General features: G+C 69.2%; 17 protein-coding genes. 5 read left to right on the top strand and 12 right to left on the bottom strand.

All coding sequences use genetic code 11. The features are described 5' to 3' along the window. Positions 1–5: 5 nt before the first annotated feature. From H976_RS0121675 to H976_RS0121665, 3 genes are all read right to left on the bottom strand, one after another. Positions 6–185 (bottom strand): hypothetical protein, encoded by a 180-nt coding sequence (locus H976_RS0121675; protein WP_027863229.1) that lies wholly within the window; start codon positions 183–185, stop codon positions 6–8. An 88-nt stretch (positions 186–273) separates the two neighbouring features. Then, complete coding sequence (meaB, locus tag H976_RS0121670; RefSeq protein ID WP_036227645.1) at positions 274–1,245, bottom strand: methylmalonyl Co-A mutase-associated GTPase MeaB; 972 nt, start codon at positions 1,243–1,245, stop codon at positions 274–276. 2 nt (positions 1,246–1,247) lie between these two features. Further along, a complete protein-coding gene (locus H976_RS0121665; RefSeq protein ID WP_027863227.1) occupies positions 1,248–2,438 on the bottom strand; it encodes an acetyl-CoA C-acetyltransferase in 1,191 nt (396 codons plus the stop codon). Positions 2,439–2,548: 110 nt separating this feature from the next. Between H976_RS0121665 and H976_RS27925 the strand changes: the two genes are divergently transcribed. Next, positions 2,549–3,457, top strand: a complete 909-nt coding sequence (locus H976_RS27925; protein WP_051277294.1) for a bifunctional 2-polyprenyl-6-hydroxyphenol methylase/3-demethylubiquinol 3-O-methyltransferase UbiG — start codon at positions 2,549–2,551, stop codon at positions 3,455–3,457. A gap of 25 nt (positions 3,458–3,482) precedes the next feature. Here H976_RS27925 and H976_RS27920 read toward each other — a convergent pair whose 3' ends face one another. Genes H976_RS27920 through H976_RS27905 form a run of 6 tightly spaced genes read right to left on the bottom strand, consistent with a single transcriptional unit; the run spans position 3,483 to position 8,397 of the window. Then, on the bottom strand, positions 3,483–3,908 hold the full coding sequence (locus H976_RS27920; protein ID WP_051277292.1) for a VOC family protein: 426 nt from the start codon (positions 3,906–3,908) through the stop codon (positions 3,483–3,485). A gap of 1 nt (position 3,909) precedes the next feature. Next, positions 3,910–4,071: a hypothetical protein gene (locus tag H976_RS30215; RefSeq protein WP_155918635.1), complete on the bottom strand. Its 162-nt coding sequence runs from the start codon at positions 4,069–4,071 to the stop codon at positions 3,910–3,912. Beyond that, the gene (locus tag H976_RS0121645) at positions 4,068–5,264 is read right to left on the bottom strand and encodes a hypothetical protein (protein ID WP_027863226.1); all 1,197 of its coding nucleotides are present in this window, start codon (positions 5,262–5,264) and stop codon (positions 4,068–4,070) included. Before H976_RS0121645 ends, H976_RS30215 begins: the two co-directional genes overlap by 4 nt. Beyond that, entirely contained in the window at positions 5,261–6,478 is a 1,218-nt protein-coding gene (locus H976_RS29265; protein WP_027863225.1) for an MBOAT family O-acyltransferase, read from the bottom strand. Before H976_RS29265 ends, H976_RS0121645 begins: the two co-directional genes overlap by 4 nt. Then, positions 6,471–8,153 carry an HAD family hydrolase gene (locus H976_RS27910; protein ID WP_051277290.1) on the bottom strand — a complete coding sequence of 561 codons (1,683 nt, stop codon included), beginning with the start codon at positions 8,151–8,153 and terminating at the stop codon, positions 6,471–6,473. The genes H976_RS29265 and H976_RS27910 overlap by 8 nt, the downstream gene beginning before the upstream one ends. Positions 8,154–8,160: 7 nt before the next feature. Next, positions 8,161–8,397, bottom strand: coding sequence for an acyl carrier protein (locus H976_RS27905; protein WP_036227644.1), 237 nt, complete (start codon positions 8,395–8,397; stop codon positions 8,161–8,163). Between the two features lie 170 nt (positions 8,398–8,567). On the opposite strand from H976_RS27905, the gene mce reads away from it, so the two are divergent. The 4 genes from mce to H976_RS27895 all read left to right on the top strand — a co-directional run bounded on the left by mce (position 8,568) and on the right by H976_RS27895 (position 13,022). Then, positions 8,568–9,020, top strand: coding sequence for a methylmalonyl-CoA epimerase (gene mce / locus H976_RS0121625; protein ID WP_027863224.1), 453 nt, complete (start codon positions 8,568–8,570; stop codon positions 9,018–9,020). 80 nt (positions 9,021–9,100) lie between these two features. Next, the gene (gene ccrA, locus H976_RS0121620) at positions 9,101–10,438 is read left to right on the top strand and encodes a crotonyl-CoA carboxylase/reductase (RefSeq protein WP_027863223.1); all 1,338 of its coding nucleotides are present in this window, start codon (positions 9,101–9,103) and stop codon (positions 10,436–10,438) included. Positions 10,439–10,580: 142 nt separating this feature from the next. Beyond that, entirely contained in the window at positions 10,581–11,861 is a 1,281-nt protein-coding gene (locus H976_RS27900) for a hypothetical protein (protein WP_155918633.1), read from the top strand. 3 nt (positions 11,862–11,864) lie between these two features. Then, a complete protein-coding gene (locus tag H976_RS27895; RefSeq protein ID WP_051277288.1) occupies positions 11,865–13,022 on the top strand; it encodes an AI-2E family transporter in 1,158 nt (385 codons plus the stop codon). A gap of 9 nt (positions 13,023–13,031) precedes the next feature. On the opposite strand, the gene H976_RS0121605 is transcribed toward H976_RS27895, so the two are convergent. The 3 genes from H976_RS0121605 to H976_RS0121595 all read right to left on the bottom strand — a co-directional run bounded on the left by H976_RS0121605 (position 13,032) and on the right by H976_RS0121595 (position 14,953). Then, positions 13,032–13,817, bottom strand: a complete 786-nt coding sequence (locus tag H976_RS0121605) for an alpha/beta fold hydrolase (protein ID WP_027863222.1) — start codon at positions 13,815–13,817, stop codon at positions 13,032–13,034. A 71-nt stretch (positions 13,818–13,888) separates the two neighbouring features. Continuing rightward, on the bottom strand, positions 13,889–14,062 hold the full coding sequence (locus H976_RS30210; RefSeq protein ID WP_155918631.1) for a hypothetical protein: 174 nt from the start codon (positions 14,060–14,062) through the stop codon (positions 13,889–13,891). A gap of 108 nt (positions 14,063–14,170) precedes the next feature. After that, a complete protein-coding gene (locus H976_RS0121595; protein WP_027863221.1) occupies positions 14,171–14,953 on the bottom strand; it encodes a hypothetical protein in 783 nt (260 codons plus the stop codon). Between the last annotated feature and the right edge of the window lie 8 nt (positions 14,954–14,961).

Raw genomic sequence — 14,961 nt, 5'->3', positions numbered from 1 at the left:
GGAGGCTAGGAGCTGATCGACTTGAAGAAGCTGATGATGCCCTCGAAGAGCTGGATCAGCAGGTCCCAGATGGCGGTGCCGGTCTGCTTGGCGCTCGCGGCGAAGCCGTTGGGATCCTGCACCAGCCAGAAGCCGAGGAACAGGATCACGAGGAGGACGACCGTCTTCTTCAGGGCGCCTGTCATCGGGTGCTCCTTGAGTCGGGGGAAGGATGGTGTGCGCCGAGCTCACGCACACCCCCACCTTTGTAGCAAGTTTCGGGCCTGATTGGCGTCAGGCGCGCTCCAGGCTCTCCAGGAGCAGGTCGGCGGCGGCGTAGGGGTCGCTGTCCCCGGCGACCACCTCGGCGGCCAGCTCGTCCAGCGCGGCGTTCTCGTGCACGCCGCGCCACTGCTCGCGCAGCGCGGTCACGGCGATCGCCTCGATCTCGTCGCGGGCCCGGCGCAGCCGTCGCTTGTCCAGCTCGCCGCTCGAGGAGAGGTGCTCGAAGTGCTTCTCCAGCGCGCTCACCAGGTCGTCGATGCCCTCGCCCTTGCTGGCGACCGTCTTGACGATCTCCGGCTTCCAGGCACCGTCCGGCCGCTCCGCGAGCGCCAGCATCGAGCGCAGGTCCCGGCGTACCTGGTCGGCGCCGTCGCGGTCGGCCTTGTTGATGACGTAGACGTCGCCGATCTCGAGGATGCCGGCCTTGGCGGCCTGGATGCCGTCGCCCATCCCCGGCGCGATCAGCACCAGCGTGGTGTCGGCCATCGCGGCGATCTCGACCTCGCTCTGGCCCACCCCGACGGTCTCGATCAGGATCACGTCGCAGCCGGCCGCCTCGAGCACGCGCAGCGCCTGCGGCGTGGCCCAGGACAGGCCGCCGAGGTGACCCCGGGAGGCCATCGAGCGGATGTAGACCTCCTTGTCGAGCGCGTGGTCCTGCATCCGCACCCGGTCGCCGAGCAGCGCGCCACCGGAGAACGGCGAGGACGGGTCGACCGCGAGCACCCCGACCCGCTTGTCCTGCTTGCGGAGCGCGGTGACGAGGGCGGCGGTGGAGGTGGACTTGCCGACCCCGGGTGATCCGGTGACGCCGATGATGTGGCTGTGACCGGCGTACGGCGCCAGGCCGGCCATCACCTCGCGCAGCAACGGTGAGGCGTCCTCGACCAGCGAGATCAGCCGCGCCACCGACCGCGCGTCCCCAGAGCGGGCCTTCTCGACCAGCTCGGGGACGTCACCCGTCGACCGCCTGCTCGCCACCCTCAGGAAGCCGGCACCTTGACGACCAGGGCGTCACCCTGGCCGCCGCCACCGCAGAGGGCGGCGACGCCGGTGCCGCCCCCGCGGCGCTGGAGCTCGAGGGCGAGGTGGAGCACGATGCGGGCGCCGGACATGCCGACCGGGTGGCCGAGAGCGATCGCGCCGCCGTTGACGTTGACCTTCTCGTCGGGGATGCCGAGCTCGCGGGCCGAGGCGATGCCGACCGCGGCGAACGCCTCGTTGAACTCCACGAGGTCGACGTCGTCGGCGGTGAGGCCCTCCTTGGCGAGGGCCTTGGCCGTCGCGCTGGCCGGCTGCAGCTGCAGGGTGGAGTCGGGGCCGGCGACCTGGCCGTGCGCGCCGATCTCGGCCAGCCAGGTCAGGCCGAGCTCCTCGGCCTTGGCCTTGCTCATCACGACCACGGCGCAGGCGCCGTCGGAGATCTGCGAGGAGGAGCCGGCCGTGACGGTGCCCTCCTTGCTGAACGCCGGGCGCAGCTTGCTCAGCGACTCGGCCGAGGTGTCGCCACGGACGCCCTCGTCGGTGTTCACGACGATCGGGTCGCCCTTGCGCTGCGGGATCTCGACCGGGACTACCTCGTCGTCGAACAGCCCGTTCTTCCAGGCCTGGGCGGCCTTCTGGTGCGACTGGGCGGCGAACTCGTCCTGCTCCTCGCGGGTCAGGTTGGCGCCGGCGGCGTTGCACTCCTCGGTCAGCAGCCCCATGGCCTGCTGGGTGGTCTGGTCGAACAGGGCGTCGTAGGCCATCGAGTCGACCAGCTTGACGTCGCCGAACTTGATGCCCTCGCGCGACTTGGGCAGGAAGTGCGGGGCGTTGGTCATCGACTCCATGCCGCCGGCCACGACGATCTCGTGCTCACCGGCGCGGATCAGCTGGTCGGCCATCGCGATGGCGTTGATGCCGGACAGGCACACCTTGTTGATGGTGATGGAGGGCAGCGACATCGGCAGCCCGGCCGCCACGCCCGCCGTACGCGCGGGGTTCTGGCCGGCACCGGCCTGGATGACCTGGCCCATGATCAGGTAGTCGACCTGGTCGCCGGAGACGCCGGCCTTCTCCAGCGCGCCCTTGATGGCGACGCCGCCGAGCTCGGCTGCCGAGAGGCTCTTGAGGCCTCCGAGCAGGCGGCCGATGGGGGTGCGCGCGCCTGCGACGATGACGGAACCGGACATGTGGGGCCTCCTGAGCAGCAAATCTGGGTCGTCTCGACACTACCCACGAACGGCGCGTCGCAGGAGGGGGGTCTGCGTCACACCCGATGCCGCAGGTATGTTCGGGCGCCATGGACGACACCGCACCCCTGGTCACGGACCTGGTCGAGAACATCACCGAGCAGTACCCGGTCCACCGCGCCTTCCTGAACCAGGCGATCAGTGGCGGTACGCCCGAGGAGATCACCCGGCTGAGCAAGTACCTCGAGTTCTGCCTGGCCAAGGGCCTGACGCTCGAGTACCTCGCCGAGTGCTACCTGACCATCCTCGGTGACACCCTCGAGGAGCAGCTGTACTTCCGCGACAACGGGAGCTACCGCCACTCCACCTTCGACGAGGTGGCCGAGTCGGTCTACCACGACCGCGACTACATGGACCGCTACATGTACGGCCTGGCCATCACCAACTTCTTGTGGCCCAACCACCTCGCGATGGCCCGGTTCCTGCGCGAGACGCTGCCCCGCGACCGCTCCGGCCGCTACCTGGAGATCGGCCCCGGGCACGGCTTCCTGCTCCTCTCGGCCCTCGAGGTGGGCAGCTTCGACGAGGTGCTCGCCGTGGACCTCTCGGCCGCGAGCGTCGAGCAGACGCGGACGATCATCGACCACTTCAATCCCGACGCTCCTGCGCACGTCGAGCAGCGCGACTTCCTGGAGGCCGCCGACCTCGAGCCGGGCTCGTTCGACGCCATCGTGATGGGCGAGGTGCTCGAGCACGTCGAGAAGCCCGACGTGTTCCTGCGCCGCATCGCCGAGCTGGCCAAGGACGACGCCTACATCTTCGTCACCACCTGCATCAACGCGCCAGCCGTCGACCACATCTTCCTCTGGCGTACGACGGACGAGCTCGAGCAGATGATCACCGACAACGGACTCACGATCGTCGAGCCGCTGCGGCTGCCCTATGAGGGCAAGAGCCTCGAGGAGTCCCGCGAGCTCAACCTGCCGATCAACGTCGCCTACGTCCTGGCCAAGGCCTGACCGACCGGCCTGAGCAAGCGAGGCGTCAGCGCTTCTCGCCCATCAGCTCCACGACCAGTCCACCGCGCCGCTGCACGAAGGCCACCGTCGAGTCGAAGGTGACGGCGTAGGTCGGCTCCACCAGCAGCATGGCGTCGTTCTCCAGCTCCTTGGCGAGCGAGGCGTCGAGGTCCTCGACCCAGAAGCACAGGTGGTCGAGTCCCCCACCGCGCTTGAGCCGGGCCGCGATCGGCGACTCGACCCCGTCCAGCGGCGCCACCAGCTCGACGTCGACGCCTTCGGGGAGGCGCATCAGCGCGCACGCGACACCCAGGAGCGGGTCGTCGGTCGGACCGACCACCAGCTCGGCTCCGGCATCCTCGAACCGGCGTACGCCACCCGCCATGTTGGGGACGACGTAGCCGACGTGGTGCAGCCGTGGCCCGGTGCGCTCCTCCTGCTCGGCCGTCACCTCAGTAGCCCCCGTAGACGAAGCGGATGGCGCTGCTCGAGGTCCACGCCACGAGCATGATGATGGCCGCGAGCCCGAGCCCGAGGACCAGCTCGACCGCCAGCCTCGCGGGGAGTCCGCTGAAGGTTCGCTTCGAATCGCTTTGTTCCGTGGCCTCGCTCATGGCTTCTCGCATTTCGTTGTGTGGCCACCCATGGCGATCAGCTTGCACAGGTCGCCGGTGAGCACGCGGATCTCCGGGTCGGGGTTGAGCTTGTGGACGATGTCCTTGTAGATCGTCGGCCGGACCCGGTCCTGCAGCCCCTGCGGGTCGAAGAGGACCTTGCTGGTGGTCTGGCCCTTCGTGGCGTCAACGAGCTGCGAGCGCAGCTCCTCGATGGCCTTCTTCCCGTCAGGCCGCGCATAGAACTTCGGCGAGATCGGCGGCACGTAGAAGTAGGCCTTCACGCCGGCGCGACGCACCGCCGCGAACATGGCCCGAAGGACCTCCACGTTGATGCTCGACTTCGAGCGGACGCCGCGCTGGAGGACCGAGAGCTGCTTGGTGTCCACGGGGGCGGAGGCCGGCACGCCGCCGTACTTCTCCTGCCAGAAGTCGACCGGTCGCCGCAGTCCGAGCAGGCCGAGACCCGTCGGCGCAGGCTCCACGCCCTTGGCGACCTTGTCGAGGAAGGACAGGTCAGCGGTCTTCTCGGTCAGCTTGGTGCCCCAGTAGAGGCGGTCGTCGATCGACCCGAAGAGGGAGGACAACCCCTTCCAGCCGACGTCGCCCGGGCTGACCAGCGAGGCGGCGACGGGCCAGTCCGAGGGAGGCCAGACACTCCCCCGGGCGAGCAGGCCGTCCATGTAACCCCACTGCTGCACGCCCAGGTCGTTGAGCACCCACACCGGGTTGAGGCTGACCACCACGAGGTCGGGCTTCGAGGCGAGCGCCCGGTGCAGGGAGGACAGCTCGTCCGCGAGCCGCATCGCGTTCTGGAAGTAGACGTCGGTGGCGGGGCGCTTGCCGTCGACCGCATGGATCCGGTCGTTGACACGCCCCGGGATGATCGACTGGTGCCGCGGCCGGACGCCGAGGATCTCCGAACCGCCGATCCAGGCGATGCGGTAGGAGCCGGGCGGTGCGGCCGGGGCGTAGCCACGGGTGTCCCCGAGCTGCAGGCTGACGACGTGCGAGTGGTCGGTGCCCCTGACCCTGTTCCACGGGCTGATCAGCTCGCCGGGCTTGTAGGGCACGACCAGCGAGATGACCAGCAGCCCGAGCAGCGTGAAGCACAGGATGCGCACCAGCGACCAGGCACTGGGGGCGTACCCGACGAGGCCGCGCAGTCGCGCCAACAGCCGATCGGCGATCACGGGAGCAGCCTTTCGTAGAACGTGCCCAGCTGCGAGAGGTGGAGCTCGAGCAGCGGAAGACTGATCAGGAAGTAGATCAGGAACACCACGTTCGCACCGATCCGGCGCAGCAGCGGGCGAGGCGACGGCACGGGGTGTCGTGAGACCCACACGCGGTGGATGACCAGCCCGGCCGAGTGGTAGAGCCCGAAGATGACGAGCGGGATGCTCAGCCCGTGCCAGAGGGCGATCACCATCATGGTGGCCACGATGGCGGCGTACTGCGTCCGCGCGCGCATGCCGCCCATCGGCACGAACACGTTGCGCTGCGCGAACCGCGTCAGGCTCATGTGCCAGCTGTTCCAGAAGTCCTGGGGGTTGGTCTTCAGGTAGGGGTTGTTGAAGTTCGGCGCCAGCTTGAAGCCGAGGAGCCGGGCCGAGCCGATCGCCATGTCGGAGAAGCCGGAGAAGTTGAAGTAGAAGTAGCCGGCGTACAGCGCGAGCTCGAGCCAGTACTGCCACGCGGCGCCGTCGCGGGTGGCGAGCAGGAACACGTCGGAGCTGTTGCGCAGCAGGTAGGCGAACAGGAACACCTTGACGGCACCGATCGCGATGGAGATGACGCCGCTGAGGAAGTCGCTGGGGTCGAAGCGCACCCGGCGCCCGAGCCCGTCCTCGATCTCGGTGTACTCGATGACCGGCCCGATCACCTGCACCGGTGGGAAGAACCCGAACGCGAACTGCCGGAGGGGGTTGAGGGGCGGGACGATCTCGAGGCGCACCTTGATGATCTGGTCGACCGCCCGGAAGGTGGCGAAGCTCAGCCCGATCGGCAGGATCAGGTTGCGCACGCGGTCGATCGCGCCGAGCCACTGGTTGGTGTCGGACACCGCGGTGTTCATCTTCAGGTTGAACTGCGTGACCGACCACTCGGGCCACAGCTTCCAGATCACCATCGGCGCGAGCGCCAGCCCGATCAGCAGCGTCGTCCAGACCCAGCTCGCCCGTTTGTCGCGGAACAGCACGCTGGCGTACTGCAGCACGAAGACCAGGAACCAGAACAGCACGTAGAACAGCAGCAGACGGGGTGCGATCAGGAAGATGAGGTAGGCGCCGCTGAGGCCGAGCAACAGCTGGCGCAACCAGCTCCAGGGCGTCAGGAAGTAGAGAGGGAGTACGACGACGAACAGGACGAGCAGGTCAGAGAAGTAGGTGAACGGATCGCCGTCAAGCATCGCGCTCAATCGTCACGTGCGCCGGCGCCAGGTCGAGCGGGAGCTTCGCCTCGAAGTGACCCTCGCCGGTCTCGGTGAAGCCGAGCTCGGGGTAGAACGTGGCGACCTGGGAGTTCTTGGCCGTGGGTCGGTAGTCACCCGCGAGCTGGGTCGCCCCGGCCTCGACGGCGTCATCGGCGATGCACTGGACGACGGCGTTCTCGACACCCCGGCGCAGCACGCGGCAGCTCATCAGGAAGGTGTCGACCTCCCAGGTCTGAGCACCGGCCGCGACGATGGCGACCGCGACCAGCCCGTAGCCACCGAAGCGGTCGGAGACCTCGGCGGCGTACACGCGGTGGTCCTCGGAGGCGATCAGCGCGCTGACCTCGGCCTCGTCCCTGCGGATGGTGGTCAGGTTGAACTGGTTGGTCTTGTTGACCAGCTGGGTCACCCGGCCGACGTGCGCGGACTGGGGCCGGAAGACGCGGACGGTCAGCCCCAGCGAGGCGAGGAAGTCCTCGTGCGACTGCGCCTCGGCAGCCGCGGCCTTGCGCCCGACCTCGACCTGCATCATCGAGGTGCGCTGGCGGTCCTCGCTGGAGACCTTGGCGAACCGGAAGGCCGACAGCTTCGAGGTGAGCTCGGCGATCTCGTCCGGCTCGTCGGTGACCTTGATGACACGGACCCCGGGCAGTCGCTGCCGGACCTCCTCGAGCTCGACGTCGTTGTCGTCGACGAAGATGAAGCTGTCGGCGCCGAGGTTGAGCTCCTCGGCGATGCCGACCAGGTTGTCGGCCTTGCTGTTCCAGTCGACCCGTTTGGTCGCGAAGTGCTTCTCGGTCAGGACCAGGTCGCCGTGGCGTACGGCGAACAGCTCGGCGACGTCGGTGTCGTTGTTCTTGCTGACCATCACCAGCAGGGTGCCGTTGGCCACCTGGTAGGCCAGGCCGTTCTGGAGAGCACGGAAGGCGTTGCCCGGGAAGCTGTCGCCGACGATCACCCCCTCGGCGCCGTCCTCCCCCACGATGCCGCCCCACAGGGTGTTGTCGGCGTCGACCGCGAGCACCTTGGGCACGGCGGTGGTGAGGCTGTTCAGGGCCTCGCCGAGCAGCTGGCCGAAGGCCTTGGTGAACGCACTCGAGAACGGCTGGCGGTACATCAGGTCGTTGCGGGTGTCGTAGGCCTGCTGCACGCCGTGCGACCGGACCAGCGCGTCGAGGTCCACCAGCGTGACGGGTGCGTCGTCGAGACCGTCGAGGAAGGCCTCGACCAGGCGACCGTGCAGCACGCTCAGCCGCACGCTGGTGCGAGTGTCGAGCGGGTCCAGCCACGCGAAGACGGGCACCGGCGGGGTGGTGACCACGACCGGGGCCTTCGATCCCGCAGCCGCCTGCCTGATCAGCCCCCCGAGCTGGCGCACGTCCTCGATCAGCCCGACGGGGTCAGCCGCGTCGACCACCCAGTCCACCAGTGACTGCGTGAAGATGTCCTCCACGCGCCAGAGGACGAGGAGTGCGTCCGGCGCCGAGCCGAGGCTTCCCTCGGGATCGAGCAGCGTCTGGTGGACCAGGTTGAAGTCGGCCTCGAGGACCTCGGCCTCCTCGCCCGACACGAACGTCGACAGCAGGGAGCGGTAGAGAGGGGTGGGCGTGAAGCTGGCCGTGACTCCGATCCGGAATCGTTCGACTGTCATCTCGTCCTTAGATGTCTTCGACGCCCTTGGAGCGCAGCACCGTGCGGGCCAGACCGATCGAGCGCATCTTCATGATCTCGGCGGTCTTGAGCCGTACGCCGAACGCGTCCTCGATGATCGTGACCATCTCCATGGCGGCCAGTGAGTCCCACGCCGAGGTGTTGCTGGGACTGGTCTCGTCGCTGAGGTCTTCTGCCGGGATCCCGAGTCCCGTGGAGAACAGCTCAAGCAGTCGGTCGGACAACGAAATCACTCCTGGGCTCGGCGCTCTGGGCGGTCGTCAACGTATCACCGGGCCCAGGCCGGATCCTGTCTGGGCGCCGTGTCATGGACAGGGTCGTCAGGGCACTCCTGGTCGTGTCGGACGGGTCACACCACGTTGAGGCCGGTACGCCGCTCGGCGAGGATGCAGCCATGAGCGCTCCCCTGGACATCCCGGCCCATCTGTTCACCTGCATCGACCACGTCGGCGTCGCCGTACCCGACCTCGACGAGGCAATCGCGCTCTACCGGGACTCCTTCGGGATGGAGGTCGTGCACCAGGAGACCAACGAGGAGCAGGGCGTCCGCGAGGCGATGGTGGCGGTCGGCAGTTCCGGATCATGCATCCAGCTGCTCGCCCCGATCGACGAGACGTCCACGATCGCGAAGTTCCTCGACCGCTCCGGCCCCGGTCTCCAGCAGCTGGCCTACCGAGTCACCGACGTCGAACAGGTCTCCGCCATCCTGCGTGAGCGGGGCATCCGGCTGCTCTACGACGCCCCCAAGCGCGGCACCGCCGGCTCCCGGATCAACTTCATCCACCCCAAGGACGCCGGCGGGGTGCTCGTCGAGCTCGTGCAACCGTCCGCGGACGGCGCACACTGAGAGACGCCCCACACCCCGACGACAGCGGCATTACCGACCGGTAATCTCTCCCGGGTCTGGCCCCGAACAAGGAGCAAACCGTGCAGCAGATCCTCGATGCCATCCTCGCCGGCGACACCACCGGTGAGGAGTTCGCCAACCTCGAGCTCCCCGAGGCCTACCGGGCCGCGACCGTCCACAAGGACGAGGTCGACATGTTCGAGGGGCTGGACAGCCGCGACAAGGACCCGCGCAAGTCCTTGCACATCGACGACGTCGCCCTGCCCGAGCTCGGCCCCGGCGAGGCACTGGTGGCGGTGATGGCCAGCGCCATCAACTACAACACCGTGTGGACCTCGATCTTCGAGCCGGTCTCCACCTTCGGCTTCCTGGAGCGCTACGGCCGGATCTCCCCGCTCGCCAAGCGCCATGACCTGCCGTACCACGTCGTCGGCTCCGACCTCGCCGGCGTCGTGCTCAAGACCGGTCTCGGCGTGCACTCCTGGAACCCCGGCGACGAGGTCGTCGCCCACTGCCTCTCGGTGGAGCTGGAGAGCCCCGACGGCCACAACGACACGATGCTCGACCCCGAGCAGCGCATCTGGGGCTTCGAGACCAACTTCGGCGGCCTGGCGCACGTCGCGCTGGTCAAGTCCAACCAGCTGATGCCCAAGCCGGACCACCTCACCTGGGAGGAGGCCGCCTCTCCCGGGCTGGTCAACTGCACCGCCTACCGCCAGCTGGTCAGCAAGAACGGCGCCGGCATGAAGCAGGGCGACAACGTGCTGATCTGGGGCGCGTCGGGCGGACTCGGCGGGTTCGCGACGCAGTACGCCCTCAACGGCGGCGCGGTCCCGATCTGCGTGGTCTCCAACGAGGAGAAGGCCGCCATCGCCCGCTCCATGGGCGCCGAGCTGATCATCAACCGCTCCGAGGAGGGCTACCAGTTCTGGAAGGACGAGCGCACCCAGGACCCGCGGGAGTGGAAGCGCTTCGGCGCCAAGATCCGTGAGCTCACCGGCGGCGAGGACGTCGACATCGTCTTCGAGCACCCCGGGCGCGAGACCTTCGGCGCGAGCGTCTACGTCACCCGCAAGGGAGGCACGATCACCACGTGCGCGTCGACCTCGGGCTACATGCACGAGTACGACAACCGCTACCTGTGGATGAACCTCAAGCGCATCATCAGCTCCCACTTCGCCAACTACCGCGAGTCGTGGGAGGCCAACCGGCTCATCGCCAAGGGGATGATCCACCCGACGCTGTCGCGGACCTACTCCCTCGACGACGTCGGCCAGGCCGCGCTCGACGTCCACCAGAACGCCCACCAGGGCAAGGTCGGCGTGCTCTGCCTCTCGCCCGAGGAGGGCCTCGGCGTTCGCAACGAGGAGCTCCGCGCGCAGCACCTCGACAAGATCAACGCCTTCCGCGGCGTCTGACTGGCCGACCCGTGGCGCCAGCCATTTTGGTGCGGCGCGTCGCAGGGGTCGCGGTGGGTTTCGCCCGGTTCATGGGTGACACTGGCGTCGTACGTCGGACCAGCGACCCGACCCACGACCACGGGATAGAGGATTGAGAAGCATGAGCGACCAGGGCCTGTCCATCTTTGACCACGAGCCCGACAACTCCGCCGACGAGCCCACGCAGGTGATCAACCGCGACGGCGTCGACGCCGGCACCCAGAAGACCGCCCAGAAGGTGGCCGAGAAGCCTGCCGAGACGCCTGCCGAGAAGCCGGCGGCCCAGACACCGGCCGCACCTGCGCAGCGCAGCCAGCCCGCCACACCGGCCCCTGCTCCCGCGCGCCCGGCCGCAGCCGCCACCCCGCCGGCCACTCCCCAGGCGACTCCTCAGGCCGCCGCCCAGCCGCCCTCGCTGCCGACCGTGCGCCGCGGCGGCTACGACACCGCGGCCGTGGACAAGCACCTGCGCACCGTCACCGCCGAGAAGGCCGGGCTCGCCGCCAGCCTCACCGAGGCACAGGCACGCCTCAAGGCGCTCCAGTCCGAGGTCGACGCACTGCGCACCGAGATCGACGAGAACCAGAACCCCACCTATGCCGGCCTCGGCGGGAAGGCCAGCGAGATGCTGCGCCTGGCCGAGGAGCAGGCCTCCGAGGTGATCGAGGAGGCCACCGCCCACGCCGCCAAGATCCGTGCCAACGCCCAGCGCGACGCCGCCGCGGTCAAGGCCGAGGCCGAGGCCGACGCCGAGGACATGCGGGTCGTCCAGATGCGCGAGCTCGAGGAGAGCCGCAGCCGCACCATGGCCGACATCGAGTCCCACCGGGTCCGCTCGATGGCCGAGGCCGACGACCACCTCGCCGCCGCCAAGCGGGAGGCCGAGCAGCAGCGGCTCGCCGCCGAGCAGGAGACCAACGCCCTGCGCACGAGCGCGGCGCGGGAGTCCGAGGCCGCTCGTGCCGAGGCCGAGCGCGAGGTGCAGGAAGCCCGCCGGGCCCTGGCCGTCGAGAAGGAGCGGCTGACCCGCGAGGCGGCCGAGAACCACGACGCGGCCGTCGCCGAGACCAAGCGGCTGGTGGCCGAGGCCGAGGAGCGGTCCACCGCCGCCGAGCAGCGCGCCGGCGAGGCCACCGAGGCGGCCAACGCCGCCCGCGAGGCCTCCACGCACGAGGCCGAGCAGCTGATCAGCCGTTCGCGCCGCGAGGCCGAGCAGATCGTCAGCGCGGCCAAGAAGCAGGCCGACGCGCTGCGCAACAGCGGCCACGCCGACTCCGAGCGGGAGCTCGAGGCCCTCAAGGCCGAGGTGTCCCGCCTCACCCGGCGTCGCGACTCGATCACCGCCCAGCTCTCGGCACTGCGTGACGTGGTGGCCGGGTTCGGCAACGACGACGAGAGCTGACGCGTGGCGGCTCCCGAGGCAGGATCGGGGGGCCAGCCGGGTGGTCCCGTCGTACGACGGACCTCGGCGGCGAAGGCGACGGCCACGGCCGAGCAGCCTCCGCCGCCGGTGACCGGGCGCGTGGCCCGCGGCACCTGGAGCCGCGGCCCGTTCGTCACCGGTTTCCTGCTGGCGGCCGGCGGCCTGCTCGCCTGGTGGTTCGGCGGACTGATCATCCAGGCCAGCTCGGTGCTGATCCTGGTCGTGGTGGCCCTGTTCATCGCGTTCGGGCTCAGCCCGGTCGTGCAGTGGCTGATGCGGCACGGCGTACGCCACTCCATCGCGGTGCTGCTGGTCGCGCTCGCCTTCGTCGCCGCGCTGGCCGTCTTCGTGCTCGCCATCGCGCCCGTCGTCGCCGACCAGCTCTCGACGCTGACCAAGAACGCCCCCGGCTACTTCGACCAGCTCCAGCACAACCACCAGATCGAGAAGCTCGACGCGAAGTACGACATCATCGACAAGGCCAAGAAGTACGTCACCAGCGGTGACCTCACCCAGCAGGTCTTCGGCGGCGTGCTCGGGGTCGGGCTGGCCATCCTCGGCTTCGTCGCCAACACCTTCATCGTGCTGGTGCTGACCCTCTACTTCATGTCCTCGCTCGACACGGTCAAGGGCAACCTCTACCGGCTGGCCCCGGCCAGCCGGCGCGAGACCGTCGCCGACCTCGGTGACCGCATCCTGGCCGGCATCGGCGGCTACGTCTCCGGTGCGTTCATCGTCGCGCTGTGCGCCGGCCTGTCGACGCTGGTGTTCCTGCTCATCGTCGGCCTGGGCAAGTACGCCGTGGCGCTGGCCCTCGTGGTGTCGATCCTCGACGTCATCCCGATGATCGGTGCGACCCTCGGTGCGGTCATCGTCAGCGCGATCGGACTGGCCACCGACCTCAAGGTCGGCATCGCCTGCATCATCTTCTACATCGTCTACCAGCAGGTCGAGAACTACCTGATCTACCCGCGGGTGATGTCCCGGTCGGTCGACATCTCCGGAGCCATGACCGTCATCGCGGCACTGATCGGGGCCTCCCTGCTCGGCGTCGTCGGCGCCCTGCTCGCGATCCCGACCGCCGCCGCCATCATGCTGCTCGTCCGCGAGGTGTTCGTCCGTCGGCAGGACGCGTTGTAGCGACGCAGCTCAGGCCGTCAGCTGGCGCAGCGCCTCGACGACCACCTCGGGTCGCTGCGCGTGCACCCAGTGCCCGGCACCCTTGACCACGACCTTGCGCACGCGGGGGAAGAGCCGCCGCATCTCGGCGTCCTGCTCGCCCCGCACGTAGTCGGAGTCGCCGCCCGCCAGCCAGAGCACCGGGCCCTCGAACGGAGCCACTCCGTCGAGCCGGTCGGCCGGCCAGCCACTGAGCGCGTCGAGGTCACGACCGAGGACCTCGAGGTTGACCTGCCAGCGCCAGGAGTCGCCTTCGCGCCGCAGGTTCTGGAGCAGGAACTCGCGCACGGTCCGGTTGGGCACCGACGCCCGGAGCGCCTCGTCCGCGTCCGTCCGCCGCTGGAGCGCGTCGAGGTCGAGCGCCTCCATCGCCTCGACGTAGCCGGCGAACTCGCCGCTGCCGCCGTAGTCGACCGGCGCGATGTCGACCACGCACAGCCGGCCCACCAGCTCCGGTGAGCGCAGGGCGGTCACCATCGCCGCCTTGCCGCCCATCGAGTGACCGACCAGCGTGACCGGGTCGTCCTCCCCGAACAGGTCCGCGAGGAGGGCCGCCAGCTGGTCGGCCACCTCGACGTAGTCGAAGCTCTCGGACCAGGGCGACCGGCCGTGGTGCGGCAGGTCCACCAGCACGGTGCGATGGTCGTCGGCCAGCGCCTTGGCCACCGCCGTCCAGTTGCGGCCCTGGCCGAAGAGCCCGTGGCAGAAGACGATCGGCGACCCGTTCTCGCCGTACGTCGTGGTGTGCAGGGTCACCGCAGCATTCTGTCGCGCTGCCCCGGTTCCGGCGCGAGCAGGGTGCCCGCGGGAGGGTTCGGCTGACCGGCTCAGGCCGACCAGCGCACCGCTTCCTCGACGACGTCGGCGAACGCGTAGACACCGCGCAGGTCGGCGCGCACGGCGTACAACGAGCTGACGCCCTGGAGGTGTCGACTGGCGAGGTCTCGCTGGGCCGCGCTGCGCGGGTACTCCTGCTCGATGAGAACGGTCATCGGGTCCATGTCCACTCCTTCAGGTCTGATGGGCTACCTGAATCGTGGAGGAGCAACGTCACCGAGAGGTTGACGCTCGGTTACCGGCAGATCACCAGAAGCCGGACCGTCGAACAATCAGAAGTCGAAACCGTCGAACATGTCGCCGACGCCGTCGAACATGCCGCCGATGCCGTCGCCGATGGAGCCGATGCCTTCGCCGAGCCCCTCGCCGATCGCGCCGATCCCGTCACCGAGACCGTCGAAGCCACCGCCGAAGAGCATCCCCATGAACATCATGTCCATCATCCCGAAGCCACCGAAGTAACCCTGGGCGTAGGGCTGGTAGGCGCGTCCGCCCTGCCAGTAGGGCACCCGCTGGGAGCCGACCATCACCTTGCGGATGTCGGGCTCGGCTCCGGCCCGCACGCGCTCGGCGTCGAGGGCGCACGCGGGTACGTCGCGCAGGCTGCCGCCCGGCGGCGCGTAGGGCACGTCCTCGACCGAGAGGCCGTGCCGCGGGTCGAAGAAGCACGGCGGCCGACGGGTCGGCAGCGGCGCGCCGGCGACACGCGCCCGCACGCAGGCCATCGCGTAGCGTCCGTCCTCGAGGATCTCGGTGACGTGCCTGACCTGCTCGGGCTCGGTGATCGTGTCGGCGGCGGTCTTCGCCGACTCGTAGGCGTCGAGCGCGCGCTGGTAGTCGGCATTGGCGCCGGGCTCGAGCTCGCTGCCGGCCAGATCGGTGTCGAGCTCCTGCAGCTCCTCGCCGAGAGCCGTCACGTCCTCGAAGGCCAGCTTGCGCACCGGCTCGAGCTCGGCCTGCTTGCGCTCCAGAGCCTTGCGCTTGTTGCCCTGGACGACGGCGCGCACCACGAGAGCGGCCACCGCGAGCAGCACCAGGAAGACGAGGAACCCCATGCCGCCCA

The sequence above is a fragment of the Marmoricola sp. URHB0036 genome, from assembly GCF_000426045.1.
Lineage (GTDB): Bacteria > Actinomycetota > Actinomycetes > Propionibacteriales > Nocardioidaceae > Marmoricola.
This window is presented reverse-complemented; position numbering and strand designations above follow the sequence as displayed.